Annotated in this window: 23 protein-coding genes and 1 other RNA gene; 3 read left to right on the plus strand and 21 right to left on the minus strand. The window is 41.3% G+C overall.

Features of this window, described 5'->3' with window-relative positions; translation table 11 throughout:
* Nucleotides 1-7: 7 nt before the first annotated feature.
* From HMPREF2893_RS04050 to HMPREF2893_RS04065, 4 genes are all read right to left on the minus strand, one after another.
* Nucleotides 8-1,165, minus strand: a complete 1,158-nt coding sequence (locus tag HMPREF2893_RS04050) for a THUMP domain-containing class I SAM-dependent RNA methyltransferase (RefSeq protein WP_070674515.1) — start codon at nucleotides 1,163-1,165, stop codon at nucleotides 8-10.
* A gap of 66 nt (nucleotides 1,166-1,231) precedes the next feature.
* An RNA gene (rnpB, locus tag HMPREF2893_RS04055) (RNase P RNA component class B) lies at nucleotides 1,232-1,597 on the minus strand.
* Between the two features lie 16 nt (nucleotides 1,598-1,613).
* On the minus strand, nucleotides 1,614-1,955 hold the full coding sequence (gene gpsB / locus HMPREF2893_RS04060; protein WP_003010351.1) for a cell division regulator GpsB: 342 nt from the start codon (nucleotides 1,953-1,955) through the stop codon (nucleotides 1,614-1,616).
* Nucleotides 1,956-2,024: 69 nt separating this feature from the next.
* Nucleotides 2,025-2,552, minus strand: a complete 528-nt coding sequence (locus HMPREF2893_RS04065) for an SLOG family protein (RefSeq protein WP_023920293.1) — start codon at nucleotides 2,550-2,552, stop codon at nucleotides 2,025-2,027.
* Nucleotides 2,553-2,616: 64 nt separating this feature from the next.
* On the opposite strand from HMPREF2893_RS04065, the gene recU reads away from it, so the two are divergent.
* Complete coding sequence (gene recU, locus HMPREF2893_RS04070; protein WP_070674519.1) at nucleotides 2,617-3,210, plus strand: Holliday junction resolvase RecU; 594 nt, start codon at nucleotides 2,617-2,619, stop codon at nucleotides 3,208-3,210.
* Nucleotides 3,211-5,328: a penicillin-binding protein PBP1A gene (gene pbp1a / locus HMPREF2893_RS04075; protein ID WP_070674522.1), complete on the plus strand. Its 2,118-nt coding sequence runs from the start codon at nucleotides 3,211-3,213 to the stop codon at nucleotides 5,326-5,328.
* Between the two features lie 432 nt (nucleotides 5,329-5,760).
* On the opposite strand, the gene pepC is transcribed toward pbp1a, so the two are convergent.
* The 13 genes from pepC to rsmH form a co-directional block, all read right to left on the minus strand.
* Nucleotides 5,761-7,095, minus strand: a complete 1,335-nt coding sequence (gene pepC, locus HMPREF2893_RS04080; protein ID WP_049474365.1) for an aminopeptidase C — start codon at nucleotides 7,093-7,095, stop codon at nucleotides 5,761-5,763.
* 67 nt (nucleotides 7,096-7,162) lie between these two features.
* The gene (locus HMPREF2893_RS04085; RefSeq protein ID WP_070674525.1) at nucleotides 7,163-7,714 is read right to left on the minus strand and encodes a GNAT family N-acetyltransferase; all 552 of its coding nucleotides are present in this window, start codon (nucleotides 7,712-7,714) and stop codon (nucleotides 7,163-7,165) included.
* Nucleotides 7,715-7,923: 209 nt separating this feature from the next.
* Nucleotides 7,924-8,748 carry an ammonia-dependent NAD(+) synthetase gene (gene nadE, locus HMPREF2893_RS04090; protein WP_070674528.1) on the minus strand — a complete coding sequence of 275 codons (825 nt, stop codon included), beginning with the start codon at nucleotides 8,746-8,748 and terminating at the stop codon, nucleotides 7,924-7,926.
* The gene (locus HMPREF2893_RS04095) at nucleotides 8,745-10,205 is read right to left on the minus strand and encodes a nicotinate phosphoribosyltransferase (RefSeq protein WP_070674531.1); all 1,461 of its coding nucleotides are present in this window, start codon (nucleotides 10,203-10,205) and stop codon (nucleotides 8,745-8,747) included. Before HMPREF2893_RS04095 ends, nadE begins: the two co-directional genes overlap by 4 nt.
* Before the next feature lie 141 nt (nucleotides 10,206-10,346).
* On the minus strand, nucleotides 10,347-11,258 hold the full coding sequence (gene trxB, locus HMPREF2893_RS04100; RefSeq protein WP_070674534.1) for a thioredoxin-disulfide reductase: 912 nt from the start codon (nucleotides 11,256-11,258) through the stop codon (nucleotides 10,347-10,349).
* A gap of 59 nt (nucleotides 11,259-11,317) precedes the next feature.
* Nucleotides 11,318-11,545, minus strand: a complete 228-nt coding sequence (locus HMPREF2893_RS04105; RefSeq protein WP_003003995.1) for a DUF4059 family protein — start codon at nucleotides 11,543-11,545, stop codon at nucleotides 11,318-11,320.
* Between the two features lie 81 nt (nucleotides 11,546-11,626).
* Nucleotides 11,627-12,370: an amino acid ABC transporter ATP-binding protein gene (locus HMPREF2893_RS04110; RefSeq protein WP_003003991.1), complete on the minus strand. Its 744-nt coding sequence runs from the start codon at nucleotides 12,368-12,370 to the stop codon at nucleotides 11,627-11,629.
* The gene (locus HMPREF2893_RS04115; RefSeq protein ID WP_024054761.1) at nucleotides 12,370-13,170 is read right to left on the minus strand and encodes an amino acid ABC transporter permease; all 801 of its coding nucleotides are present in this window, start codon (nucleotides 13,168-13,170) and stop codon (nucleotides 12,370-12,372) included. Before HMPREF2893_RS04115 ends, HMPREF2893_RS04110 begins: the two co-directional genes overlap by 1 nt.
* A gap of 196 nt (nucleotides 13,171-13,366) precedes the next feature.
* The gene (locus tag HMPREF2893_RS04120) at nucleotides 13,367-14,710 is read right to left on the minus strand and encodes a DEAD/DEAH box helicase (protein ID WP_070674537.1); all 1,344 of its coding nucleotides are present in this window, start codon (nucleotides 14,708-14,710) and stop codon (nucleotides 13,367-13,369) included.
* Nucleotides 14,711-14,844: 134 nt separating this feature from the next.
* Complete coding sequence (gene mraY / locus HMPREF2893_RS04125) at nucleotides 14,845-15,837, minus strand: phospho-N-acetylmuramoyl-pentapeptide-transferase (protein ID WP_070674540.1); 993 nt, start codon at nucleotides 15,835-15,837, stop codon at nucleotides 14,845-14,847.
* A gap of 1 nt (nucleotide 15,838) precedes the next feature.
* A complete protein-coding gene (gene pbp2X, locus HMPREF2893_RS04130) occupies nucleotides 15,839-18,121 on the minus strand; it encodes a penicillin-binding protein PBP2X (protein WP_070674543.1) in 2,283 nt (760 codons plus the stop codon).
* A complete protein-coding gene (gene ftsL, locus HMPREF2893_RS04135) occupies nucleotides 18,114-18,449 on the minus strand; it encodes a cell division protein FtsL (protein WP_003003929.1) in 336 nt (111 codons plus the stop codon). The genes pbp2X and ftsL overlap by 8 nt, the downstream gene beginning before the upstream one ends.
* An 11-nt stretch (nucleotides 18,450-18,460) precedes the next feature.
* Nucleotides 18,461-19,411, minus strand: a complete 951-nt coding sequence (gene rsmH, locus HMPREF2893_RS04140; protein ID WP_024054758.1) for a 16S rRNA (cytosine(1402)-N(4))-methyltransferase RsmH — start codon at nucleotides 19,409-19,411, stop codon at nucleotides 18,461-18,463.
* 150 nt (nucleotides 19,412-19,561) lie between these two features.
* Between rsmH and HMPREF2893_RS04145 the strand changes: the two genes are divergently transcribed.
* Complete coding sequence (locus tag HMPREF2893_RS04145; RefSeq protein WP_037599920.1) at nucleotides 19,562-19,741, plus strand: hypothetical protein; 180 nt, start codon at nucleotides 19,562-19,564, stop codon at nucleotides 19,739-19,741.
* A 105-nt stretch (nucleotides 19,742-19,846) separates the two neighbouring features.
* On the opposite strand, the gene HMPREF2893_RS04150 is transcribed toward HMPREF2893_RS04145, so the two are convergent.
* The 4 genes from HMPREF2893_RS04150 to glyQ all read right to left on the minus strand — a co-directional run bounded on the left by HMPREF2893_RS04150 (nucleotide 19,847) and on the right by glyQ (nucleotide 24,920).
* Nucleotides 19,847-21,229, minus strand: coding sequence for an amino acid permease (locus HMPREF2893_RS04150; RefSeq protein WP_070674546.1), 1,383 nt, complete (start codon nucleotides 21,227-21,229; stop codon nucleotides 19,847-19,849).
* A 163-nt stretch (nucleotides 21,230-21,392) separates the two neighbouring features.
* Complete coding sequence (locus HMPREF2893_RS04155; protein WP_003010384.1) at nucleotides 21,393-21,650, minus strand: DUF896 family protein; 258 nt, start codon at nucleotides 21,648-21,650, stop codon at nucleotides 21,393-21,395.
* Between the two features lie 33 nt (nucleotides 21,651-21,683).
* On the minus strand, nucleotides 21,684-23,720 hold the full coding sequence (gene glyS / locus HMPREF2893_RS04160; protein ID WP_070674550.1) for a glycine--tRNA ligase subunit beta: 2,037 nt from the start codon (nucleotides 23,718-23,720) through the stop codon (nucleotides 21,684-21,686).
* A 282-nt stretch (nucleotides 23,721-24,002) separates the two neighbouring features.
* Nucleotides 24,003-24,920 (minus strand): glycine--tRNA ligase subunit alpha, encoded by a 918-nt coding sequence (gene glyQ, locus HMPREF2893_RS04165; RefSeq protein ID WP_002886077.1) that lies wholly within the window; start codon nucleotides 24,918-24,920, stop codon nucleotides 24,003-24,005.
* Between the last annotated feature and the right edge of the window lie 185 nt (nucleotides 24,921-25,105).

A 25,105-nucleotide genomic window follows, 5' to 3' on the forward strand; every position in this document is an offset into this window, starting at 1 on the left:
ATCCTTTCTATGCCTTAATCTGCCGTTTTACTCGTTCCCCAAAATATTGGTAGAGATCAACTTTTAGGGTTCCGTTATAAAGTTTTCGTTTTTTATCTGCTTTACTACCGAATTTAGATTCAAAACCTTCATCACTGGTTAAGATAAATTTACTCCAGGTTTTGAGAGGTGCAAATACGTGCCCCATTTCAGTATACAATTTCGTCACACCCTCATCATCGGATAAGCGTTCTCCATATGGAGGATTGGAGATAATCACCCCGTTGATCTTATCTGAGTGAAGATCTTGGACTCGCATTTGTTTGAAAGTAATATCACTGCTAACGCTCGCTTTCTGGGCATTTTCTTTGGCAATCTCAACCATCCGTGCATCGATATCGGTTCCCATAATATCCAATTCGATCTCGCGATTGATTTTTCTGCTTGCTTCTTGACGGACTTCATGAATCAAGCGATCATCCATCCAGTTCCATTCTTCAAAAGAAAAGGTCCGACGTAAACCAGGTGCCATATTTCTCGCAATCATTGCCGCCTCAATACAAAACGTTCCAGAACCACATGTCGGGTCAATCAAGGGTTTATCTGGATACCAGTTTGACAACAGAAGAATTGCTGCTGCCATATTTTCCTTAATAGGGGCTCCCCCTTTTTCAGTCCGATAACCACGTTTGAAGAGGCTACTACCAGTGGTATCAATCAAGACAGTGGCTTGATCTTTAAGGATCGATACTTCGATCTTGAACTCTGCCCCATTTTCCATGAGAGGAACACCTTCTGGTCGGGCATAGTGTTTTTGTAACTTTTTAACCACTGCTTTTTTCGAAATGGCCTGAACGCTAGGTTCATTATGCAGCTTTGATTTGACACATTTAGCCTTAGAAATAGGAAAACGTGCTCCTAAAGGCAAATAATTTTCCCAATCCAAAGCAAAAACACCTTGAAAGAGTTCTTCGAAGGTTTTGGCTGGAAAAGTCCCAACCACAATTTTCACTCGATCAGCCGCGCGCAACCAGAGGTTGGTTTCTATGATTGCTCGACGGTCTCCTTGAAATCGAACCCGTCCATTTTCAACCTGGCAATCGTAACCGAGATCGCGTAGTTCTCGACCAACAACAGCCTCTAAGCCAGCAGCGACCGTTGCAATCAATTCAAATTGTTTTTTCATCTTATTCCTATCACTTTAAAAAAGGAGGTTGAGATCTCTCTCCACCTCATCAACCTATATGCAATTTTCTATAAGCCATGTTTTGTTCCAGAAATGACTAGGTACCATTTCCTTCGATAATCATCTGTCTACTGTTTCCAGTCAGAATGCTATGTTCGTTTCCACGCATTCCATGCCCCGACCAAAGTTTGGGTTGCTAGCTTGAGGGGTTTACCTCGTTCCACTTTTTAGGTTTCCCTAAAAACTACGTCACTGTGGCACTTTCAGAGTTACTAGAGCTTATCCTTAGACTTAGCTCCTTCACTCGCCGTAACTTGAATACCAAGTCCCTAGGCTTATGGATTCACCTAGCACAAACACTACAGGCATCACAGCCTGTGCTAGCATGGACTTTCCTCATGAGAGGATTCTCTCACGCGATTATCCAAAAATTGCACAATCTATGGGATTAATAATCGCGATCTACGATCTGTTTCCCAAAAACTTCTTTTTCCAAACGATTGAGACGTTTGAGAATATCAAAGTTCGTCGCTGTTGTCACTTGCGGGAATTCTTGCGTAGCAGTGCTAGCAATCGGAGATGTTTGTGGTGTTTCCTGTGCTTTTTGGGCAAGTTCTTCACGAAGGCGGGCGTTTTCTTCACGCAATTCTTTCACCAAAGCAGCATAGGTTTCATAGTCTTTTATGACATCATCCAAAAATTCATTTACTTCATCTTTATTATAACCACGAACTTCTCGTTTGAAATCTTGATCAAAAATATCTTTCGCAGTAAAAATAATACTCGCCATTACTCTCTCCAATCTAGTTCATCATCTCAATTATATAAAAAAATGGTAAGAAAAATCAAGGTATAACACTTAGTTTTCGTAAAAATTTTCAGCAAGTTCATTTAAGTCATCAAAACTTAATTGTTTGACATAAAATGGTTCTTTTTCTACCATCATTTTGTAAAGATATTTTAAATTGGTTTCATTTTCTGGATCATAAAAAACATAAGCTCCATCCGCGTTATCTATCAAAAACTGATTGTATTCTTTTAGTTGACCCGGATTGCTATAGTGGGGATAGGCATATTTCACAAAATCCACCTGTTTGAAGCGTGCTAATAATTCCTGATTGCTTTCATTCCAATTTTCGCCAACATTCTCAAATAGGAAGATCGTCGCCATTTGAAAATCGTAATCTTTTTTTAATGCAAAGGCGACCTCTAGTACCCAAGCCTCAAATCCCAAATTACCAGAAAAGACCAGCCATTTCACTCCTTCTTCAAATAAACGACGAAGATCTCTTTCAATGGCTTTTTTGATAATGGTCAGTCGAGGGTCTTTATTGGAAAAGACGCCCACATCAAAACTCTTATAACCTGCAACAAGTATGGTATTCATTTTTTCCTCATTATTCTAATTTATGATATAATAGAGTGATGTAATTGTACCAATAAGGAGAACTATGGTCAACTATCCACATAAAGTAGCCAAAAAAACCTTGGTCTCTACACAAAAGAAACATCCGATCGACTTTGCGAATCGTGGGATGACATTTGAAAAAATGATCAATGAAAGTAATCAATACTATCTTTCTCGAGGTCTAGCTGTCATCCATAAAAAACCAACACCGATTCAAATCGTGAAAGTGGATTATCCACGTCGCAGTCGGGCAAAAATTGTTGAAGCCTATTTCAGGCAAGCCTCAACGACGGACTATTCTGGAGTATACAAGGGACACTATATCGATTTTGAAGCTAAGGAAACACAGCAAAAGCAATCCATGCCGATGAAAAATTTTCATCAACATCAGATCGATCATATGGAGGCGGTTGTCCAGCAAGGCGGTATCTGTTTCGTTCTCTTGCATTTTGCAAAGTTGAGTGAAACCTACTTACTTCCTGCTCCTGCATTAATTCACTATTACAACATCGATCATGGTAGTAAATCCATGCCCCTCTCCTATATTCAGGAGCACGGCTTTCTAGTAGATAAGAATCGTCTTCCAAGCGTTCCTTATCTTGATATTATCGAACAGAAACTTCTAGGTGGTATTTAAATGAATAAACAAACAGTCATTCAATGGTTGAAATATGTTGCCATCGCAGCCATTTCATTTTTCTTACTTTTATTTGTCCTCGGTGGACTGATATTTGGTTACTATGCTATGAAAGCACCAACCTTGTCTGAAAAAGATTTGGTTGCAACAACATCTAGTAAGATCTATGACAACCAAAATAACTTGATCGCAGATTTGGGGGCTGAGAAACGAATCAATGTCACAGCCAATGAAATCCCTACTGATTTGGTCAATGCTATCGTAGCGATTGAAGACCACCGTTTCTTCAATCACCGTGGGGTCGATATTATTCGGATCGGCGGTTCCTTCCTTCACAACTTGCGAGGAGGAAGTCAAGGTGGGTCAACCTTGACGCAACAATTGATCAAGTTAACCTATTTCTCCACTTCAGCCTCTGACCGTACCCTCTCTCGTAAGATCCAAGAAGCTTGGTTAGCAACTCAGTTGGAAAAGAAAGCAACCAAACAAGAAATCTTGACCTATTACGTTAATAAAGTATTTATGGCGAATGGGAACTATGGAATGCAGACAGCTGCAAAAAGCTATTATGGAAAAGACCTAAAAGATCTATCGCTCCCTCAAGTAGCGCTTCTAGCAGGGATGCCTCAAGCGCCGAACCAATACGATCCTTATTCTCATCCCGAAGCGGCACTTCAACGCCGAAACTTAGTTTTAAAAGAAATGCTCGATATGAAGTCCATTTCCAATAAACAATACGAAGCGGCAGTGAATACACCTGTTACAGATGGTCTTCAAAGTCTTAGCTCTTCAAGCAGTTATCCAGCTTATATGGATAATTACCTAAAAGAAGTGATCGAGCAAGTCGAAGAAGAAACGGGCTACAATTTGTTGACAACCGGAATGGATGTCTATACAAACGTGGATACAGAAGCTCAAAAGAAACTATGGGATATCTACAATACAGATGAATATGTCAACTATCCAGATGATGAATTGCAAGTAGCTTCAACAGTTATCGATGTTAATACTGGTAAAGTCATTGCACAACTTGGCTCTCGTCACCAATCTAGCAACGTTTCCTTCGGTACCAACCAAGCGGTTGAAACGAACCGTGACTGGGGTTCATCAATGAAACCAATCACAGATTACGCACCAGCTCTTGAACATGAGGAATATACCTCTACAGCAGCTACTACAACAGATGCGCCATACAACTTCCCTCATTCATCAACGCCTGTCTACAACTGGGACCGTTCATACTATGGTAGCATGTCCATTACCTACGCAATTCAACAATCTCGTAACGTGCCTGCGGTGAAGGCCCTGGAAAAAGTTGGTCTTAAACAAGCTAAGAAATTCCTCAATGGATTAGGGATCGATTACCCAGAAATGGTTTACGCCAACGCTATCTCGAGTAACACTAGCGATTCTAGCAACAAATACGGAGCCAGCAGTGAGAAAATGGCAGCTGCCTATGCTGCTTTTGCCAATGGCGGTACCTATTACAAACCATCCTATGTTAGTCGGGTTGTCTTTAGTGATGGCACAACCAAGGAATTTGAGTCCGAAGGAACTCGTGCAATGAAAGCAACAACTGCCTACATGATGACAGATATGATGAAGACAGTTCTCTTGTCTGGTACCGGTACAAATGCTGCCATTTCGGGAATCTACCAAGCTGGTAAGACTGGTACATCAAACTATGATGATAACGAGGTCAATAAGTTAACAAAAAATACAGGTTATTCAAGTATTGTGACACCAGATGAATTATTCGTAGGATACACACCTGAATATGCTATGGCCGTCTGGACGGGTTATTCCAATCGCTTTACACCAGTATTGGATAATGGAATACAGGTCGCAACGGATGTCTACCGTCAAATGATGCTCTATCTTGCTAATAATAATAACTCTGGTCATACGGATTGGACGCAACCAAGTGGACTGTATCGAAGTGGTTCTTATCTCTACTTAAACAATGGTAAGAACAACTACAATAACTACTACTATGAGCCAAGTTATTCCACTGATCAGTATTCGTATGAAGAACCATCGTCTAGCTCTTCGAACGAAGAAAATCAATCTAAACCATCTGAGCCTTCTTCACAAGAATCTAACAATCATAACGAATAATATAACAGAGAAGTCGGGCTTTTGCCCGGCTTTTTTTAAAACAATGGTTAAAAAACCAGAACGAATAAAATCTGATTTATTTAGTTAGACTTCCCAGCTTTTTTATTTTTGAGTATATAAAAAAAAGAGCCTTTCGGCTCTTATTAGAATGTAGACAAACTATTTTAAAGCAAAATAAGTTAAGTGATTCTGCAAAAAACAAAATTGAGTTCCAATATTTAAATCGATTTAAGAAAATACTGAAACTTTCCGCTGTGAGAAAAGTGCTTGAAACGTTATTGTTTCAGGCACTCGGAATTATTGAGACCTTAGACTCAATAATTAGTCATGGAACTTTAAAGAAGTTCGCTGACGTCCGTACTCACCTAAGGAAAGTTTTTAAGATATTTTGTCTTCAATCTGAAAAGAGCCTTTCGGCTCTTTTCTATATCATTATTTTGCTAAAGCTCCCATTGGATCCCACGGTGCTAGGACAATTGGTTCTGCTTCATAGGCTGCTAATTCGTCTGCTGTTAGGAATTCTTTACGAACCACGATTTGATAGGTATATTCATCCATCCAAGCATCAGAAGCCACAAAGTAACCATCTGTACCGACCTTGTCTCCCCATGAATTTTCAACCTTCCATTTACGAGACTGACCTGCTTCGTCTAAATCAACCCCTGTCAAGACCATAGCGTGTGTCATGAGGCTTTCTGCATAGTCCAAGCGACCCGCCTTGTCTTGTGTCAAATGAATGTCCATGCCTGCTTCAAAATCGTAGACATCTGTTGCCAGGATTCCCGCTTTACGGTTGCTGACTTGGCCTACATCTGAACCAAACCAGACAGTTTCTCCTGCTTTCATTTGAGCAATGGCTAATTCTTTCAATCGATCCATTGGAACATTTAGGTAGCGGACTGGACGGCTACCAACCACATTGCCCAGCATATCTACGGTGTAAGATTTTCCATATGGCTTGTCTGTAGTTGGGGCATTGATAATAGAGACGTAATCGTCTAATTGAAGGTCTACATATTTTTTGTAGAAGCTTTGTGGAGTTAAGCCACTTTCACTATGGAATTGGTTGTCCTTATCACGGTATGAAAAGTCAAATTCACGTGGAGGCAATCCTAAAGACATAGCCAAGAAGTTAAAAATTTCTTGCAACAGCGCTTGTTTCTTGCTCGCAACTGCCTCACTATCTGCGCCTGAGTGAATCAAGTCACGCAAGATTTGCGCATCTTGACGCAAGAGTTTATTGAGGTAGGTGTTCAATTCCCGGCTATTGCTTGAAGAAATCGATTCTGGATAAACTGATTTTGGAACCACTCCGTATTTCTCAAAGAGGGATACCACCATATCCCATTGACCACCATCTTGTTGTGGGGTTTGTAGGAGAAAAGCCACCTTACGGCTGGTCAACTCTTGGTCCGCTGTAGCAATCACTTGCTCCAAAAACCAGTTTGATTTTTCATACTTATCCCAAAAGAAAGTATGTGCTTGAGACAATTCAAAATCCTCCAATTGGAAGCTTGAAATCATCTTGTGACGGAAGGTATTTAAAGCCGCAAACATCCAACAACGTCCAGATGCTTTTTGGTTTGTAACCTTGTCCTTGGTCAAATCAAGTGAAAAGACTGGTGTATGTTCTACTGCACTCTTGCGCGTTTCAAGCGATGCATGAATCCCATTATGGGTAACAGCATTTTCAAGAGCCGCATATTTCACGTTTGCTTCATAATTGGCATAGAGCTGGTCTGTAAATTCTTTCGTTAATTCTGACATAGCAATCTCCTTTTTTCGTTACCTACTATTATAATCCTTTGAGCAGAATCTTCAAGTAAAAATCACCCTATAGAGAGGGGTTCTGTATGGAATAAATAATTTTATCCCCGCAGTATCCTTTGCGTTGAATGGCTTTAGGGATGGTTTCTACATATTGCATTCCGGCCTTTTCCATGACTTTTCCAGAAGCAGGATTTAAACTAACATAGGAAGCTTTGATTTCTTTAAATCCGACTTCGTTCAATAAGAAATCCAAAACAGCTATGACGGCTTCTGTCATGAACCCCTTCCCCCAGAATTTCTTGCCAAGGATATAACCCAGCTCGCAAGATTGACTTTCCTGGTCTTGGGAAACCACACTAATATCTCCAATTACCTGATCCGGTGATGTTTTCAAACAGATCGCCCATTTATAAGTATCTGGTTTTTGATACTGTTCGACCCATCTTTTGATTGATTCTCTGGTCCTCTCAGAAGATGTATGGGCATCCCAGGTGACATATTTCAGATTTTCAGGATCAGAAGCCCAATTTTCATACATCGCTGGTGCATCTTCCAAAACGAAAGGCCTCAAGTATAAATGCTCTGCCTCTATGACAAGACTTCCAAGATGATTCATAGATTGTCTCCCTTCATTCTTTCATGCAACTTGAACTTTGCAAATTTTTTACTTTAATCTAGAAGAAAAGAGCGGATGAAACCGCCCTTCTTTTTGATGCTTTTCACAATATTGTATGGTGAGACTACGAAATCGAACTCTGCGAGTTACCGATTTCTGTCTCGTTTTCCTATTTTAAGACTCGGGCTAAAAAGGTCCAGTGGACCTTTTTACTCCCAGAAATGATCAAATACTGTGATTGGCAGGTGGCGTTTGTGTTGGCCTTTGTACCACCATTTTTCAATAGTGGCTTGAGCTTCTGGGCTCACTTGTTTGCCTTCTAGGTAATCATCGATTTCATTATAGGTGACACCCAGCGCTACTTCGTCTGCTATTCCTGGTTTTTCTTCTTCCAAATCTGCAGTTGGGATTTTCTCATAGAGAGCAGGATCAGCTCCCAAGGCTTTAAGCAATTGTTTTCCTTGGCGCTTGTTCAAACGGAAAAGGGGTAAAATATCTGCACCACCATCTCCAAATTTTGTGAAGAAACCAGTAATATTTTCTGCAGCATGATCCGTACCAATCACCGCTCCACTCCGTGCTCCAGCTAGAGCATACTGAGCAATCATGCGACTGCGAGCCTTAATATTGCCTTTGTTAAAATCAGAAACCTCTATTCCAGTCGCTTCTACTGCTCGTACCATTTCGTCAGCAGACTCCTTGATATTCACAACTAGGCTAACATCCGGCTGGATAAAGGCCAATGCTTTTTGTGCATCTGCTTCATCTGCCTGTACCCCATAAGGAAGACGAACAGCAATAAATTGATAGGAGGCATCTCCTGTTTCTGCTCGCATTTCTTCCATGGCTAATTGAGCTAATCGCCCAGCCAGAGTCGAATCTTGTCCTCCTGAGATCCCTAATACAAATGTTTTTAAGAAGGGATGTTTTTTTAGATATCTTTTTAAGAAATCAACCGAGCGGCGAATCTCTTCTTGAGAATCAATGCTTGGCTTGACACCCAATTGTTGGATAATCTCTTCTTGCAAACTCATTTTGCTTCTCCTTCTCCATTGGTCTCATTACGCATTTTCTCGATCAGGTCCATCTTGTCCTGCCAAATATCTTTTGCCAAGTCAACCGGGTAATGCTGTGGATTGAGGACACGCTTGTATTCATCCCACAATTGATCGTAATTTTTACGAGCATATTCTTGAATTTCTGATAATGTTGGTAGTTGATAAACCAATTGACCCTCTTTAAAAATATCCACTAAAAGAGGAATGGCTTCAAAGTTTCGGACCGTTTTATTGATGTAGGTATAAGTCGGATGGAACATTTTTAGTTCTGTCAATTGTGAAACATCCACGCCATCATATGTGATGTAATCCCCTTCTGACTTGCCTTTTTCACGGCTAGTAATCCGCCAGACTTGCTTTTTACCTGGAGTAGAAACTTTTTCGGCATTATTGGAAAGCTTGATGGTATTGATCATCTCTCCTTTATCATTTTCAACAGAAACAATTTTGTATACCGCCCCAAGCGCTGGTTGATCGTAAGCTGTAATTAACTTGGTTCCTACACCCCAAACATCAATTTTTGCTTTTTGCATTTTTAAGTTGAGGATGGTATTTTCGTCCAAGTCATTTGAAGCGTAGATTTTAGCATTTGTAAAACCAGCCTCATCTAATTGCTGGCGAACCTTTTTAGAAATATAGGCAATATCTCCTGAGTCAATCCGGACGCCTAGGAAATTGATTTTATCTCCCATTTCACGCGCTACCTGAATAGCAGCAGGGACCCCAATACGAAGCGTATCATAGGTATCGACGAGGAAGACACAATCTTTATGGGTTTCCGCATAAGCCCTAAAGGCCTGGTAGTCATTTCCATAAACCTGTACAAGAGAATGGGCATGGGTTCCTAAAACTGGGATTCCAAAGAGTTTTCCTGCACGAACATTACTAGTTCCATTGGCACCTCCGATGACTGCTGCACGAGTTCCCCAAATGGCCGCATCCATTTCTTGCGCACGACGTGTTCCAAATTCCATCAAGGGCTCATCTTCAATGACTGAACGAATACGAGCAGCTTTTGTGGCTATCAAGGTCTGAAAGTTGACGATATTCAAAAGGGCTGTTTCCACCAATTGACACTGAGCTAAAGGGCCCTCTACCTGAACAATTGGTTCATTGGCAAAGACTAAGTCTCCTTCTTGAGCCGAGCGTACTGTCAGCTCCAGCTTGAGATCACGGAGATATTCCAAGAAGGCCCCATGATAACCAAGTGACTCTAAATAGGCAATATCGCTCTCAGAAAAACTCAAGTTTTCCAAGTATTTCACAATTCTCTCTAAGCCAGCAAATACTGCGTAGCCGTTTTTAAAAGGCTGTTGACGAAAATAGACTTCAAATACGGCATGTTTATTGTGGATACCTTGATCAAAATAGACTTGCATCATGTTGATTTGGTATAAATCAGTATGTAAGGTTAAACTGTCATCTGGATACATATGTATACCTCTTTTTTATAGATTTGTTCTATGAATTCCTACCATAAAATTAGTACCATTATAGCACATTTCAGCCCTATTGAATACTGAAAGGAAAGCATGAAAAAAATCTGAGACAGGAAGCTCAGATTTTTTTGGGGATTAAAAGTTTTCTGTGATATATTTATAAACTTCTTGGCCAGCAATCGCACCGTCTCCGACGGCTGTCGTCACTTGACGCAAATCTTTTTGACGAACATCGCCAACCGCAAAAATACCTGGGACTGTGGTTCTCATATGATCATCCGTGATCACCCAGCCATTTTCATCTAAAATACCAAGTTCTGTCGCAAAATCACTGACAGGATCTAAACCGACATAGATAAAGACACCACCGAAGGCCTGCTCTCTAACCACTCCTGTCTTCACATCTTTTAAAAGGACAGACGTTACTTTTTGTTCACCCTTAATTTCTTCAACAACCGTATTCCAAGCAAAGTGAATTTTATCATTGGCAAAGGCACGGTCTTGAAGAACTTTTTGGGCACGCAACTGATCACGACGATGGGCAATGGTCACTGTTTTTGCAAACTGAGTCAAAAAAACAGCTTCTTCTACCGCAGAATCGCCACCACCAACGACCAAGAGATCCTCGTCTCTAAAGAAAGCTCCATCACAAACAGCACAGTAGGAAACCCCTCTACTATTCAGCTCCTCTTCACCAGGGACATTCAATGAACGGTGGTTAGACCCTGTTGCAATCACAAGAGTTTTAGCTTCAAATTCCCCGTCATCTGTGACAATCTTTTTGGTTGCTCCGTGGTCTTCGATGCGCTCTACCTGACCAAACAAATGTTCCACACCAAGATTTTCTAAGGGTTCAAACATTTTTTCAGCCAACTCCGGGCCACTAATATTGGCATAGCCAGGATAGTTTTCAATGTCAGACGTATTGTTCATTTGGCCGCCTGGAATCCCTCTCTCAATCAATGCGACTTTTAAATTACTTCGTGCTGCATAAAGGGCCGCAGTCATCCCTGCAGGACCTGCTCCAATAATCACTGTATCAAACATACTCAACCTCTTTTCCGTTTCGTTGTAATCATTATAATTCTAACACGGTATTTTTGCAATTATCGTGCTTGAAAGATAAACAAGATCCCTATGACCGCAAAGGTTAAAATAGGAATCGTCATGATATCAATTAAGAGGATATCATACAAATGCGCTTGTCTTTGCTTGGCTGTTTTATCTTTCTTCTTAAGGGCACGGTAGCCAATCCAAATACAAGAAGCGATCCCAACTAAAATCGTTGTCGTCACTAAACTTTGTAAATATAAGGACAATAATTTATTTAACATCACGACTCCAAATATTTTTACATTTTCAGAAAACAAACCCAGCTAGCATCGCCAGCTGAGTCTTACCTCTCCTCTATTATATCAAACATAGGTCCGTTTGTAACTAGCAAAGAATTCTTTTGTCCGTTCTTCTTTTGGATGTTGCATGATTTCCTCTGGTGTTCCAGATTCAATAATCCGTCCTTTATCCAAAAATAGGACCTTATCTGCTACTTGCGCTACAAAAGACATATCATGGCTGACCAGTACCATGGTTTGTCCTGATTTTGCTGCATTGGCAATGGATTTTTCAACTTCTCCAACCAATTCTGGATCCAAGGCCGAAGTCGGTTCATCCAGCAAAAGAACCTCTGGTTTCATGGCCAAGGCACGGGCCAAAGCCACCCGTTGTTTTTGTCCACCTGAGAGGTGACGAGGATAGTGATTTTCACGATCCGATAAGCCGACTTTTGCCAGTTCTTCTCGAGCAATTTTCGTTGCTTCTTGGTCGGATAAGCCCTTCACAACAATGAGCCCTTCTTTCACATTTTCAAGAGCTGTTTTTCTACCAAACAAATTAAACTGTTGGAACACCATGGCCAATTTTCTTCTTAAGGTCAAGATTTGATCTTGGGTAATGTGCTCAAAATCAACCTCGAAATCATCAATCTTAATTCTACCACTGTCTGGAGCTTCCAAATAGTTTAAACTGCGTAAGAAGGTTGATTTACCAGCTCCCGAAGACCCGATTAAGGCCACGACTTCCCCTTTTTGAATTTCCAAACTTAGATTATTTAAAACCTTTTGACCTGAAAATGTCTTTGATAATTCTGAAATATAAATCATTAGATCCGGACCTCCTGATCTGGTAAATCAATTGCTACGGGAGTCTCAATATCCAGTCGACGTTCAATGTGACGGCCTAGTATTTCAATGAGAATGTTCACAATCCAGTAAACAATCGATACCGTGATAAAGCGTTCAAAGTACTTCAAATCGCTCCCCCCAATAATCCGTGCTTGGGCAAAAATTTCAACTACACTGGCACTAAAGGCTAGCGAGGTCCCCTTGGTCAAGCCAATGAGAGAGTTGATTAAAGTAGGAGTTGCAACGACTGCTGCATTGGGAATAATAATCCGGCGATAAACTTGACGGTTGGTCATTCCAAGACTACGCGCTGCCTCAATTTCACCAGGATCCACTGATAAAATGGCTGCCCGGATGGTCTCACTCGCATAAGCCGCCTCATTAAAGGCAAGAGCCACAATTGCAAATAACTCAGCTGGAATGGCATTAATATTAAAAGCTGTTCCATAAGACTGATTGATCGCTTTTAAAATAAGAGGAATCCCATAATAGGTCAACATCAACTGAACCAACAAAGGAGTCCCCCGCAAAAAACTGACAAAAACAGCTTGAATCGGGTAAAGAATTCGTACACGATTAATTTTGACCAGAGCAAAAATCATGGCAAAAATAATCCCAAAAAATGCGCCTCCTAGGGCTAATAAAATCGTCACAGGCAATTTCCCAATGACTGCCGGAAATGCATCCAATACGGCTCTCAAACTAAACAGCTTGCTATCTGGAACGTGTTTTAAAAAGTCAGCATACCAGTTGGCAGCTAAAAGATTAGTTGTAAACATTTTTGTTACTTCCTTTCTCGAACATAAACATTCTATCACATTCACTATCGGAATTCCAAAAATTGCTACAGAAATAGAAAAATGATAGACTACTCAAATTTAGTCTATCATAATTTTAGACAAGTTCCTAATAGTTTTTCTTTATGGAGTTCATAAAGAAAATCTATGTTTTCTTCTGAACATTTGAAAGAAGGGGTTAGAAAGTTTGGCGTTTGGCCTTTCGTTCCGCCCGGCCACGCGCACGGTTTTCAGCTCGCTTAGCTTTTCTCCGCTTTTCATCAACTGCCCATTTGATTTTTTTCTTGTAGCCTGGTTTGATTTTTTTCTTTTTCTTCTTCACCAGACCAATCATTTCAATGTCGAGTTTCTCTTGCTTTTTCTCACGATTCGCTCGTCTGTCCCGATCATAAGTATCTTCAATAACCCCATTTTTCAACACTTTCGGTACGAAACGAATTCCCATTTTTTCTAGTTCACGGATATCTGAATCATCACTCGGTTGATAAAGAGTAATAGCGACACCTGGTAGACCATTGCGCCCTGTCCGGCCAACACGGTGAACAAAGAAGGAAAGATCTTGTGGAATAGCATCGTTGATGACATGACTCACCCCTTCGATATCAATTCCACGAGCCGCCAAATCGGTGGCCACAATATACTCAAAATCAAGATTTTTAACCTGATTCATGATCCGTTTCCGTTCACGTGGTGGGATATCTCCGTGAATCTTTGCCACTTTCAATCCCTGAGCCACCAAATAGGCAAGGAGATCATCTGCTCTCGTTTTGGTATTAACGAAAATCATGGCCAAATAAGGTTGCAAGGTCTTGGTCAATTGGTAAATTTGCTCATTTTTATCCCGACCCTTGGTGGAAACCAGCCAATTATCGATGGTATCTGAAATCACCGTCTTAGTCTTAATTTGCTCCATGACTGGGTTTGAGAGATATTTTTTCAAGAAAGGCTGCAATTTTTGCGGAATGGTGGCTGAAAAAACTAAAAATTGCAGTTGTTGCGGAAGCCTTGAAGCAATCTTATCCACAGTAGACAAGAATCCCATGTCCAGTGTCATATCTGCCTCATCTACCACAAAAGTATGGGCCTTATGAATAGCCAGATCACCCGATGCAACCAGATCATAAATCCGGCCTGGAGTTCCAATCACGATATGTGGTTGTTTGACCTGCAGTTTTTCAATCTGACGGCTTTTATCCGTTCCTCCAACATAATTTACAATCCGAATCTCTTTTTCAGAATGACTAGCGATTTGACGAGCAGCTTGGTAAATTTGCGTCGCCAACTCCCGACTAGGAGCCGTGATGACCGCTTCTACTTGTTGGCTGTCTTCATTTAAGGTTTGAAAAATCGGCAAGAGGAAAGTATGGGTTTTCCCAGAACCTGTCTTTGACTCTCCTACCAAATCATTTCCAGCTAGGACAATCGGAATTAGTTTTTCCTGTACTTCGGTTGCTTCTCTAAAATTGATTTCTTTCAGTGCCTCTTGAATATAAGGCTTAAAATTAAACTCTGTAAATTTCATTTTCTCAGTTCCTTTCATGATCTCTATTATTATATCAGAAAAGCTGTCTTCTTGCCTCTCTTATGAGTCATTTTTCCTAACCAGCGAATTCTCTCTGAGTCAGTAAAAAAACGATGGGCAAGCCCACCGTCGTTTTATAGGTAGAGAAGAACTAGAGTCACGACACTTGTCACCAAGGCAATGCTCCACATAAAGGCATCCACTTTCCATTCTGACCAGTTTCGGCCATTGCCAGAAAGGCCACCCAATTCTAAATGATGGTGGAAAGGAGTCATTCGGAAAATCCGACGTCCTTCCCCGTACCGTTTCTTGCTCCATTTGAAATAGGTCACTTGTAGCATCACTGAACCTGTTTCAATAACATAGACCAGACCAATTAAGAGCAGCGTCCACTCCACATGCAAAGCCATTGACAAGGCTGCAAGCATCCCTCCAAGAGCTAGACTACCGACATCTCCCATAAAGATTTTAGCCGGCTTGTGGTTGAAGACAAAGAATCCGAGCAAAGCCCCAATCATACTCAAGGTTACAAAGAGAATGTCCCATTTTCCTTGCATATAGGCAATAAAGGAATAGGCACTCAGGCTAATAGCAACGGAGATGCTGGCTAATCCATCGATCCCATCTGTCAAATTGACAGCATTTGAGAAACCAACCAACCAAAATAAAGCAAAGAGAATGTAGAAATGGCCCAAGTAAAGTTCATATCCGAAAACATTCAAAAGGCTTCCTGCACCGTGGCGTTCAGAAAAAATATAGAAGATGATTCCACCAACAAGTTGAAGGGCCAATTTTTGTTTTGGGTTAAGACCTTCATTAATCTTACGAAAAACTTTTAAAAAGTCATCCAAAAATCCAACAATTCCATAAAGAATCAAGATAAATAGAATCAGTTGAACAGGGCGCGTGAAATTTCCAGTCAATACGGTAACGACAAAACTAACTAGAACGGCTGTAATGAGAAATACAACTCCACCCATTGTCGGAGTGCCAGCTTTCGCTTTGTGTTGTTTCACATCTTCGTGCATTTGTTGCCCAGAAATATGAGCACGATGGTAAAATCGAATAAAGGCTGGAATAGCAGCCACTGTTAATAGAAACGATACAAGGATCGTAGCAATATACATCTTAGTCTCCTAATGTTAACGTAATCTTTTTAGTTTTATTGAGTGAGGTGTTCATTTTGACACTTTGTTTAGTTACTTTCTTTCCACTACCTTTATAGGTAATCTCAATTCCAGTCCATTCTCCAAAGATGTCCGCATTTTTCTTAGTCCAACCATACATATCTGGAACCGCATCAAAGTCTTCTGTCAATAACAATACTTGCTGATTGGCTTTGACTTTAGAGCCTACATCCACAGACATTTTGCGGATATTTTTCCCGGTTCCTAGGACAATTGGTTGCACCAAATTGCGACGCAATTCTTCTGAATAAGCACCTGGGCTCAAATTTTGTTTCAGATTCAACTCCTTAGAGAGAGTTTCTACTGAAGGGATTTTGTAGGTCGTTTCTTTGGTCACACCATCCAACGTTGGTGCTTCTGATGTTAGATGCAATTCGTCTTTTAAAGCAACTGCATCTTCCAAAATAGGATTGACCAGCTCTTCCCAGCTGGTCGCTGAGAATTTCACTTCTGGTTGTTGGACCGTCACATACATGATGAATTCAGGATCTTCTGCAGGTGTCATGGCTACAACCGAGTTGATATAATCATTTTCTCCTTGTAAGTATCCTTGATCTGTCGCCATTTGGGCAGTCCCTGATTTCACCGCAACGTTTTGACCGGGTACCTGAATGATGGGTCCATCGCTGTACAAGGTTCCATACTCTGGATCTGTTCCGACGGTGATCATATAGTTCCGTGTCTGTTGCGCAGCTGATCCTGAAACTGGTTTTCCAACAACTTCTTTTTTTGATTTGCGGGCTGTGTCTGATTTTTTATCGTAAATAGCACTAATAAACTTCGGCTCCAACATTTGCCCATCATTAGCGATGGCACTAAAGGCCCGCAACATCTGCGTTTGGGTGACAGATATCCCTTGTCCAAAGGCAGACATAGCTTGAGTAACATAGTTATCACCCGGAAGGCTTCCAAAACTCTCATCGCCCATGCCAAAACGGGTAGAGAGACCAAATTTGAAGCGGTGGAGGTAATTCATCCAGACGTTATTTCCCATCTTCTGCTCTAGCTTGGTCATCCCAATATTACTAGAATAGGCAAAGCCCTGAGCAATGTTCATATAGCGTCCATCCATCAAGCCCATATTGACATCCCAGTCACGAATCGTCGCATCTTTTACTTGTAGTTCGTTACTGTAGTATACTTCATTATAGGCTGGGAAGGTTCCATGATCAATCGCCGAAGCTAATAACATGACCTTCATCGTTGAACCCGGTTCATATTGACCTTGATAAAGGATGGTATTCCAGGTTTTCAAGTTTTTCAGATCCAACCCTTGTTTGGTATCCGCATTATAGGATGGACGTTGCGTTGTCGCCAGGATTTCTCCAGTTTTTGCACTCACAAGAGTCGCACTAACATACTTTCCTTTTACTTTTTCTTGGAAAACATCCATTCGGGTTTCGAGATAGGTTTGAAGTTCCGCAGAAAGGGTTGTGTATACATCCTTCCCATCTTCTGTTTTGACAGAAACCTTATCTGAACCAGGAACGATATTCCCGTTTCGGTCTTTGTCATAGGTGATAACCCCATTTTGACCAGCGAGAATACGATCGAGGGATTTCTCCATTCCTGATTGCCCCTTCAAGGTTTTATTCCCCTCTTTATCTTCTTGAAGAGAGGCCTGCCCTATAAATTGAGAGGCAAAAACTCCATTTTTATAGCTTCGATTTGGACTAGTTGTAAAGGCAACCCCTTCAATCTTCGCTGCTTCCATGGCCTCACGGATAGCTGTCATATTACTATAAGTAATGCCGTTTCCGTTCGATCCAAAAGAAACTTGTTTCAATTTCTTTTGCGACAACTGTTGAATGACGTAATCCTCATCCATCCCTAAGTACTGCTTAAAGATTTCTGCTACTTTTTTAAATTGGCTCTCTTCTACATAGAGGATTTTTCCGGTTGCTGATTTGTACTTTTTATCAATAACAGCATAAACGTTATAGGTCGTCGCATCTTCAGCAATTACTGCTCCATTTCGGTCATAGATCGTTCCACGTTTTGCAGGAACAATAACCGTCTCCTCATGGACTTTTTTTGCTTGATCCGATAAGGTCACACCGAATTTTTTGTCAGTCCCAATAATCATTGCAAAATTAATCAGAAAGAGAAAAAAGAGGAAAATCGCCAGTACACTGAGATTTTTCCCAACTTGTTTTCGATTCTGATCCGGCAAGCGACGTTTCTTTATCGAATACCTGATTAAAAATTTTTTAAATTTATTCATCACTACTTGCACTCACTGTTTTTCGATTTTCTTTTTGCAGCTTCATTCCTTGGGAGCTAGCCAACTGTGATAAGCGGTCATAACGTGTTAATTCATTGACCTCTTGACGAACATCTGCCAATTCCGTCTTTTTGGCTTCTAGTTCCGTATTCAAATCAGTCAACTCACTCTGTACTTGTAAAATTCGTGTCTGCATAAAGACGATACTAATGGCTAAAATCACAGCTGTTAGGACAATCGACCCATAAAAAGCCTTTTCTACTCTAGAGAAACGGCGAAAGCGATCTTGCAGTACCTGTGTTCTTGTTCTCTCATCTCTTGCTGCCATATCAATTCCTCTTACTTGTGTATTTTTCGAGCAACCCGTAGTTTTGCTGAATGGGATCGATTATTATCCTCAAGCTCTTCATCACTTGGCAAAATAGGTTTCCGGTTGACTAACTCCATCTTTGGTTTCAAATCATCTGGAATAAAGGGAAGCCCCTTTGGAACCTCAACTGTCGAAGCTTCTTTAAACAATTGTTTGGTCAATCGATCCTCTAACGAATGAAAGGTAATCACAGAAATACGACCATCGAGGGCCAACAAATCCATGGCTTGCTGAATTGATTCATCTGCAGCTCCCAGTTCATCATTGACTTCGATACGAATGGCTTGGAAAATCTGTTTAGCAGGATGGCCCTTTTTCTTGAGCTCCTTAGCTGGTTTAGCAGATTTAATAATCTCTGCTAATTCAGTCGTCGTTTCAATCGGTTTAATTGCTCGTGCTTGCTCAATTTTCCGCGCAATTTGCTTGGAAAATTTGTCCTCTCCATATTTGAAAAAAATACGGACTAGATCATGGTAATCGTAGCTATTTACGACCTCATAGGCGGTCAAGGAAGCTTCTTGATTCATCCGCATGTCCAGTGGCGCATCTTTCTTGTAAGAAAATCCGCGTTCCCGTTCATCTAACTGAGGACTAGAGACACCTAGGTCATAACAGATTCCATCAATTTCAGTCACACCCAATTCGTTTAGACGTTCCTTCAAATGACGAAAGTTATCCTTAATGAAGGTCACCATGCCTTTCTCAATGAAAGGTGCCAAACGAATCTTAGCATTCTCAATTGCATGCTGATCTTGGTCAAAGGCATAAAGATGGCCCGATTCATTTAATTTTGTTAACAAATATTCGCTGTGGCCTGCCCCACCCAATGTGGCGTCTACATAGATACCATCTGGCTTAACATCCAGCATATCAATCGTTTCATGAAGCAAAACCGTTACATGATGAAATTCTTTACTCATATCTTTACTATTTTACCACAAATGGGACCAAGATGCACTCCTGAAAGAAAATTCACTAACTAATCCTATCGGACCTTTTCGGATCCTTCAAAATACCTAGAAAGGCTTGATTTTATTTGTTTCCTCTAGGATTTATGATACAATATTCTTATGAAAATAAGAAAACAGATTCTCATCCCACTTTTATTGGTCGATGCTATCGCTCTCTACTTTTTTCTAACCACTATTGAGGCTTGGATTTTTTGGCTTGCTGCCCTGATCCTAGCCGGCTCACTTTGGTGGCTCAAAAAAGCCATTCAAGGACAAAAAACAGAGATGGAAGAAAAATAATTTCTTCCACCTCTGTTTTTCTTTTATTCCCTCCAAGTAATTCCTTAAAAGAAAGCAAACTAGCTCTGAAATAATAAAAACTCACCGTTTGGTGAGTTTTGCGGTTTATTTACTATGTTTCCAATTGCTGTAAATCCCAAAAAGAATGATCCAGATGGTTGCTCCAATCGCTCCAATGTATGTTGATTCTTGCAAGAAGAGACAAACGAATACGAAGAGGAAGAAAACAATGGTCAATGGATTCAACACTTTATAGGCTGGCATGACAAAACCATCTGGCATAAATTCTTTCGATTTACGGTACTTAAGATGGGCAAGCATCGTCAAAATGTAAATAGCAATGTAGACACCAGAAGAAGATGCCGTAATCAAGGCAAAGGCATCTGAGACACCTGGCAACACATTGATAAAGGCAGAAACAGCAACCACAATCGCAGAAAAAATAATCGCGCGACTTGGAATCCCCATACGAGATAAGCTATTCAGTTTCAAACGATTCATCACTTTGCTGTTTGGTGTTTCTTTTGCAATCTGGTACAAGTGACGCCCTGTTGAATAGAGGGTGGAATTCAAGGAAGATGCAGCAGCTGTCAGTACAACAAAATTAATCAATCCAGCTGCCCACTTGATTCCTACCATCTGAAAGACCGTTACAAACGGTGACTTATTGACAGGAAGCTGTTGCCAAGGGAAAATAGCCATAATCGCCAACAAAGCTCCTACATAAAAGATTACAATCCGGATTGGAATTTCTTTAATAGCTTTTGGCAATACTTGTCGGGGATTAGCTGTTTCAGAAGTAGTAATTCCAACAAATTCGATTGCTTGGTAAGCAAAGAAGACCATTTGGAAGGCCATGACGAACTTGACCCAACCATTTGGAAACATTTGAAAACCATTGGTAATGTTACTTAAGCTAGCGTGTCCAGCTGGTGTTTCAAAATTCGTCGTCACCATAAAGATTCCTGTTGCGATCAAGGCTAAAATCGTGACAATCTTGATCATTCCAAACCAGAATTCAACCTCTCCAAAAACCTTCACAGCGATCAAGTTTATACAACTTAAGAGCGCTAAAAAGATAATTTGAATCTGCCAGGCTGGCCAATTTGGAAACCAAAGCTGGACATAGTTGGAAACAGCGGTGATCTCTGCCATTCCCAAAAATACCAAGGAGACCCAATAGGACCATCCTGAAAAATAACCCCAACCTTTTCCTATATACTTGGTGATAAAGTTGATAAAGGTGTGTTGATCAGGGTCCATATAGAGCATTTCTCCGATTGCCCGCATCATCAAGTACATGAAGGCGCCAGTCAGCATATAGACTAAAATAATAGAAGGACCTGTCAAAGAAAGGGAACGACCGGCTCCAAGAAAGAGTCCTGTCCCGATGGTTCCTGCAATAGCGATCAGCTGAACATGCCGATTTTGCAGACCACGAACCATCCCATTTCCGGTTTCTTCACCAGGATGATGTTTTTTTGACATATGATTACTCCAATTCTTTTTCTGTACATTTTCAGAAAAGTATACTTCAAATTTTCACACAATCTACTATACCATGTTTTTAAAAATTGGTCAATCTAGTCCAGAATATTCTGAATTTTAAAGATACAAAAGAGTGCTGGAGTCTCTTCCAGCACTCTTTTGCTTATGAATTAGGGTCATCGAGGCTACGGCCATGCAAACCTTTTTCACGTTGCACTTGGCGTAGTTTCTCAGGTGTTACATCATTTCCTTCTTCATCCACAATTTTAATACCTTCAATGTGGTGACGAACCGAACGACGATAACCTTCAATGTATTCTTCACGAAGTTTTGCTTGTTCCACTGTTTCTTCTGGTGTCAAACCTTCTGTTTTTTTCTTTTTAGCAAGCTCATTGATACGAGCGATTTTTTCAGGTGTCATAATAAAACCTACTTTCTACCTGTCATCAGGTACTTATTTTGTGTTCAATTGGTTGAAGGCTGCAACAGCGTTAGCTTTAGCTACAAGGCCCGCAAGAAGGGCCAAACGGTTGTTTTTAACAGCCTCATCTTCTGCCATCACCATGGTATTGTCAAAGAAAGCATCAATGACTGGGCTCAGAGCAAAGAGTTGAGCCAATTTGTCGCTAGCTGAACCGGTCAATTCAAGCTCTTCAATCGCTTTAGCAAGGGCTTTTTCTTGATCATTTTCAAAGAGACTAGCGTCGACTGCTACTGAAGCATCTGCTTTTTCTGCCAAGTTGAAAGCACGTGAGAGGGATTCAACAGCTGCCTTGTAACCATCGGTCTTCGCAGCTTCTGAAAGAGCTTCAGCTGCTTCCAGCATATCAGCCACGACAAAGTTTGAACCAGCAAGAACAGCGTCTTTGATATCTTTTGGTGTGCGTCCCATCATCTTGTCCACACGCGCCTTGATGAAGTTGAGCACTTCTGCTTGATTGTCATAGGAAAGGCTATCAAATGAAAGTCCGTAAAGGCTGTCAATCAACTCATCCATAGGGATGTGCCAACCAAAGGCATCCAAGATACGAACAATCCCTTGTGTTGCACGACGAAGTGCATAAGGGTCATTGGAACCTGATGGAATCAAGCCAACTGAGAAGAAGGAAAGAAGGGTATCCAATTTATCTGCAAGGGCAAGAATGGCACCAACCTTAGTCTCTGGAAGGGCTCCGTCTGCTGAATCAGGAAGGTAGTGCTCACGGATAGCTCTCGCAACCGCAGCATCTTCACCAGCGAGAAGGGCGTATTTTTCACCCATGATTCCTTGCAATTCATCAAACTCACCGACCATACCCGTCAAGAGGTCAAATTTGTAGATTTCAGCTGCACGAGCGACGGCTGCCGTTTCTTCTGCAGTCAAACCAGCTTGCTCAGCTAGTGACGCTGCAATAACACCCGCACGCGCCATGTGTTCTGAAAGAGAACCAATTTTTTCATGGAAGGTCACGTTCGCCAATTTAGCAACGAGGTCTTCAATCTTAAGTTTTTGGTCTTCACGCCAGAAAAATTCACCATCTTCAAGACGTGCCACCAAGACTTTTTCATTTCCTCGGATAACATTTTCCAAGTGCTCAGCGTTCCCATTACGGACGGAGATGAAGTTTGGTTTCAGCTTACCATCAAGGTCACGTACAACAAAGTAACGTTGGTGCGTTTCCATTGAGGTCACCAAAACTTCTTCTGGAACATCCAAATATTTAGTGTCAAAACTTCCCATAAAGGCAGTTGGATATTCGACCAAGTTCAAGACTTCGTTCAAAAGTCCTTCTTCGATTTGAACTTGAACACCTTGTTCTGCTTCGATAGCCTTAATTTGCTCACGAATCATGTTTTCACGTTCTTTGCTATCCGCAATCACGTAAACCGTGCGAAGGTCTTCTTCATACGAATCCGCATTGGTAATTTCTACTTCATGTCCAAGGAAACGGTGCCCACGACTCACACGACCCGACTTAATATCCAAGAAATCAAGGTCGAGTGCTTCGTCGCCCAAAAGAACGATCAAGGTGTGAACTGGGCGAATGTATTCAAAGATGTTGTTAGCCCAGTGCATGCTAACAGGGAAGGTCAATGAAGCAAGCACCTCTGGAAGGCCAGCCAAGACTTCTTTAGCTGGTTTTCCAGCTTCGTGCTTCGTAACATAAACGTACTCTTCACCCTTGACTTCACGGAATTCGATATCATCAACCGTCAAGCCTTTCCCACGGACGAATCCTTGAGCCGCTTTTGAGAAGTTTCCATCTGCATCCAAGGCGATTTTCTTAGAAGGTCCTTTAAAATCTTCGGTCAAATCAGATTGTTGATCTGCTAAACCAATCACACGGATAGCCAAACGGCGTGGTGTTGAGAAGGTTTGAATGCTTTCGTATGAAAGTCGGTTGTCATCCAAGAAGGCTGCCATTTTCTCACCGAGTTGTTTTTCACTTGGTGTGACAACGTAGGCTGGCAACTCTTCAAGTCCAAGTTCTACTAATAAGTTTTTTGTCATGTTTTTTCCTTTACAAAATTCTTCTTTTTGATAGGCACCTTAGGTACCGGGGACGTCGCTAACTAACTTTGTGAGGCTGTAGGGAAATCTTCTGTCTCTTTGACATCGATTTCCAACAGTCTCATCAAAGTGGATTTAGCCAACTGATTTTTGAACCTAACGTTTCAAAAATCCCCATCAAGCAGTACGGCGGTGCCTATCCCTTTAGCAAGTCTCCGACTTGCCTCTGGGTAGCCGTACGGGCTCACTTTGTTTGCCCATTTTCCATTCTTGTAACTCTTTTTATTCTTCCTCTTCTGCTAGGAGTTTGGCGCGTGTGGCTTCGTCGAGAAGTGGGTAACCAAGTTTCTTGCGTTCTGCGACGAAGGTTTTGGCTACGACACGGGCCAAGTTACGGATGCGGGCAATGTAGCCGGCACGTTCTGTAACGGATACAGCTCCACGAGCATCAAGCAAGTTGAAGGTGTGTGAACATTTCAAAACGTAGTCATAGGCGGGGTGAACAAGACCCAATTCCAAAGCACGTCCTGCTTCTTTTTCAAATTTTTCGAAGTTTTCAAGAAGCATATCTTGGTCAGAAACTTCAAAACTGTATTTTGAGTGTTCATATTCTGGTTGAAGGAAGATTTCTCCGTATTTAACGCCTGGAGCCCACTCAATATCGTAAACAGAATCGACTTCTTGGATGTAAGAAGCCAAACGTTCCAATCCGTAAGTGACCTCAGAAGTTACCGGACCAGTTGCCAATCCACCAACTTGTTGGAAGTAGGTGAACTGAGTGATTTCCATACCGTCAAGCCAAACTTCCCAACCTAGACCAGCTGAACCAGTTGATGGGTTTTCCCAGTTATCTTCAACGAAACGGATATCGTGTTCCAAAGGATTGATCCCCAATTTTTCCAATGATTCAAGGTAGAGCTCTTGGATGTTTGATGGTGATGGTTTCATGACCACTTGGAATTGGTGGTGTTGGTAAAGACGGTTTGGGTTTTCTCCGTAACGACCGTCCGCTGGACGACGTGATGGCTCTACATAAGCCGCATTCCATGGCTCAGGACCAATGGCACGAAGGAAGGTGTAAGGACTCATGGTTCCCGCACCTTTTTCATTATCATAAGCCTGCATCAGCATACAACCCTGGTCATTCCAGTATTGTTGCAAAGTCAAAATAATTTCTTGAAAGGTTAATTTCTTAGACATTAAATACTCCTTGATTTAAATGATTTCTTGCGACACGAGTCTGCCCCGTCGATTACACGAAGCAAGACGAGTTAGTACTGCGTCTAGCTCAGGCACCCTAGTGCTGAGCGTGTGGCAGTCCGACTGTAAGGAGATCTCTGCCACTGACGCAGTGGAAAGTCAATTTTTTAGACATGTTTTACTCC

Source organism: Streptococcus sp. HMSC072C09 (assembly GCF_001813105.1).
Lineage (GTDB): Bacteria > Bacillota > Bacilli > Lactobacillales > Streptococcaceae > Streptococcus.

Coding starts and splice junctions, on each gene's coding strand:
- HMPREF2893_RS04050 (WP_070674515.1), bottom strand. CDS start 1,165: ATGAAAAAACAATTTGAATTGATTGCAACGGTCGCTGCTGGCTTAGAG.
- gpsB (WP_003010351.1), bottom strand. CDS start 1,955: ATGGCGAGTATTATTTTTACTGCGAAAGATATTTTTGATCAAGATTTC.
- HMPREF2893_RS04065 (WP_023920293.1), bottom strand. CDS start 2,552: ATGAATACCATACTTGTTGCAGGTTATAAGAGTTTTGATGTGGGCGTC.
- recU (WP_070674519.1), top strand. CDS start 2,617: ATGGTCAACTATCCACATAAAGTAGCCAAAAAAACCTTGGTCTCTACA.
- pbp1a (WP_070674522.1), top strand. CDS start 3,211: ATGAATAAACAAACAGTCATTCAATGGTTGAAATATGTTGCCATCGCA.
- pepC (WP_049474365.1), bottom strand. CDS start 7,095: ATGTCAGAATTAACGAAAGAATTTACAGACCAGCTCTATGCCAATTAT.
- HMPREF2893_RS04085 (WP_070674525.1), bottom strand. CDS start 7,714: ATGAATCATCTTGGAAGTCTTGTCATAGAGGCAGAGCATTTATACTTG.
- nadE (WP_070674528.1), bottom strand. CDS start 8,748: ATGAGTTTGCAAGAAGAGATTATCCAACAATTGGGTGTCAAGCCAAGC.
- HMPREF2893_RS04095 (WP_070674531.1), bottom strand. CDS start 10,205: ATGTATCCAGATGACAGTTTAACCTTACATACTGATTTATACCAAATC.
- trxB (WP_070674534.1), bottom strand. CDS start 11,258: ATGTTTGATACAGTGATTATTGGAGCAGGTCCTGCAGGGATGACTGCG.
- HMPREF2893_RS04105 (WP_003003995.1), bottom strand. CDS start 11,545: ATGTTAAATAAATTATTGTCCTTATATTTACAAAGTTTAGTGACGACA.
- HMPREF2893_RS04110 (WP_003003991.1), bottom strand. CDS start 12,370: ATGATTTATATTTCAGAATTATCAAAGACATTTTCAGGTCAAAAGGTT.
- HMPREF2893_RS04115 (WP_024054761.1), bottom strand. CDS start 13,170: ATGTTTACAACTAATCTTTTAGCTGCCAACTGGTATGCTGACTTTTTA.
- HMPREF2893_RS04120 (WP_070674537.1), bottom strand. CDS start 14,710: ATGAAATTTACAGAGTTTAATTTTAAGCCTTATATTCAAGAGGCACTG.
- mraY (WP_070674540.1), bottom strand. CDS start 15,837: ATGTATATTGCTACGATCCTTGTATCGTTTCTATTAACAGTGGCTGCT.
- pbp2X (WP_070674543.1), bottom strand. CDS start 18,121: ATGAATAAATTTAAAAAATTTTTAATCAGGTATTCGATAAAGAAACGT.
- ftsL (WP_003003929.1), bottom strand. CDS start 18,449: ATGGCAGCAAGAGATGAGAGAACAAGAACACAGGTACTGCAAGATCGC.
- rsmH (WP_024054758.1), bottom strand. CDS start 19,411: ATGAGTAAAGAATTTCATCATGTAACGGTTTTGCTTCATGAAACGATT.
- HMPREF2893_RS04145 (WP_037599920.1), top strand. CDS start 19,562: ATGAAAATAAGAAAACAGATTCTCATCCCACTTTTATTGGTCGATGCT.
- HMPREF2893_RS04150 (WP_070674546.1), bottom strand. CDS start 21,229: ATGTCAAAAAAACATCATCCTGGTGAAGAAACCGGAAATGGGATGGTT.
- HMPREF2893_RS04155 (WP_003010384.1), bottom strand. CDS start 21,650: ATGACACCTGAAAAAATCGCTCGTATCAATGAGCTTGCTAAAAAGAAA.
- glyS (WP_070674550.1), bottom strand. CDS start 23,720: ATGACAAAAAACTTATTAGTAGAACTTGGACTTGAAGAGTTGCCAGCC.
- glyQ (WP_002886077.1), bottom strand. CDS start 24,920: ATGTCTAAGAAATTAACCTTTCAAGAAATTATTTTGACTTTGCAACAA.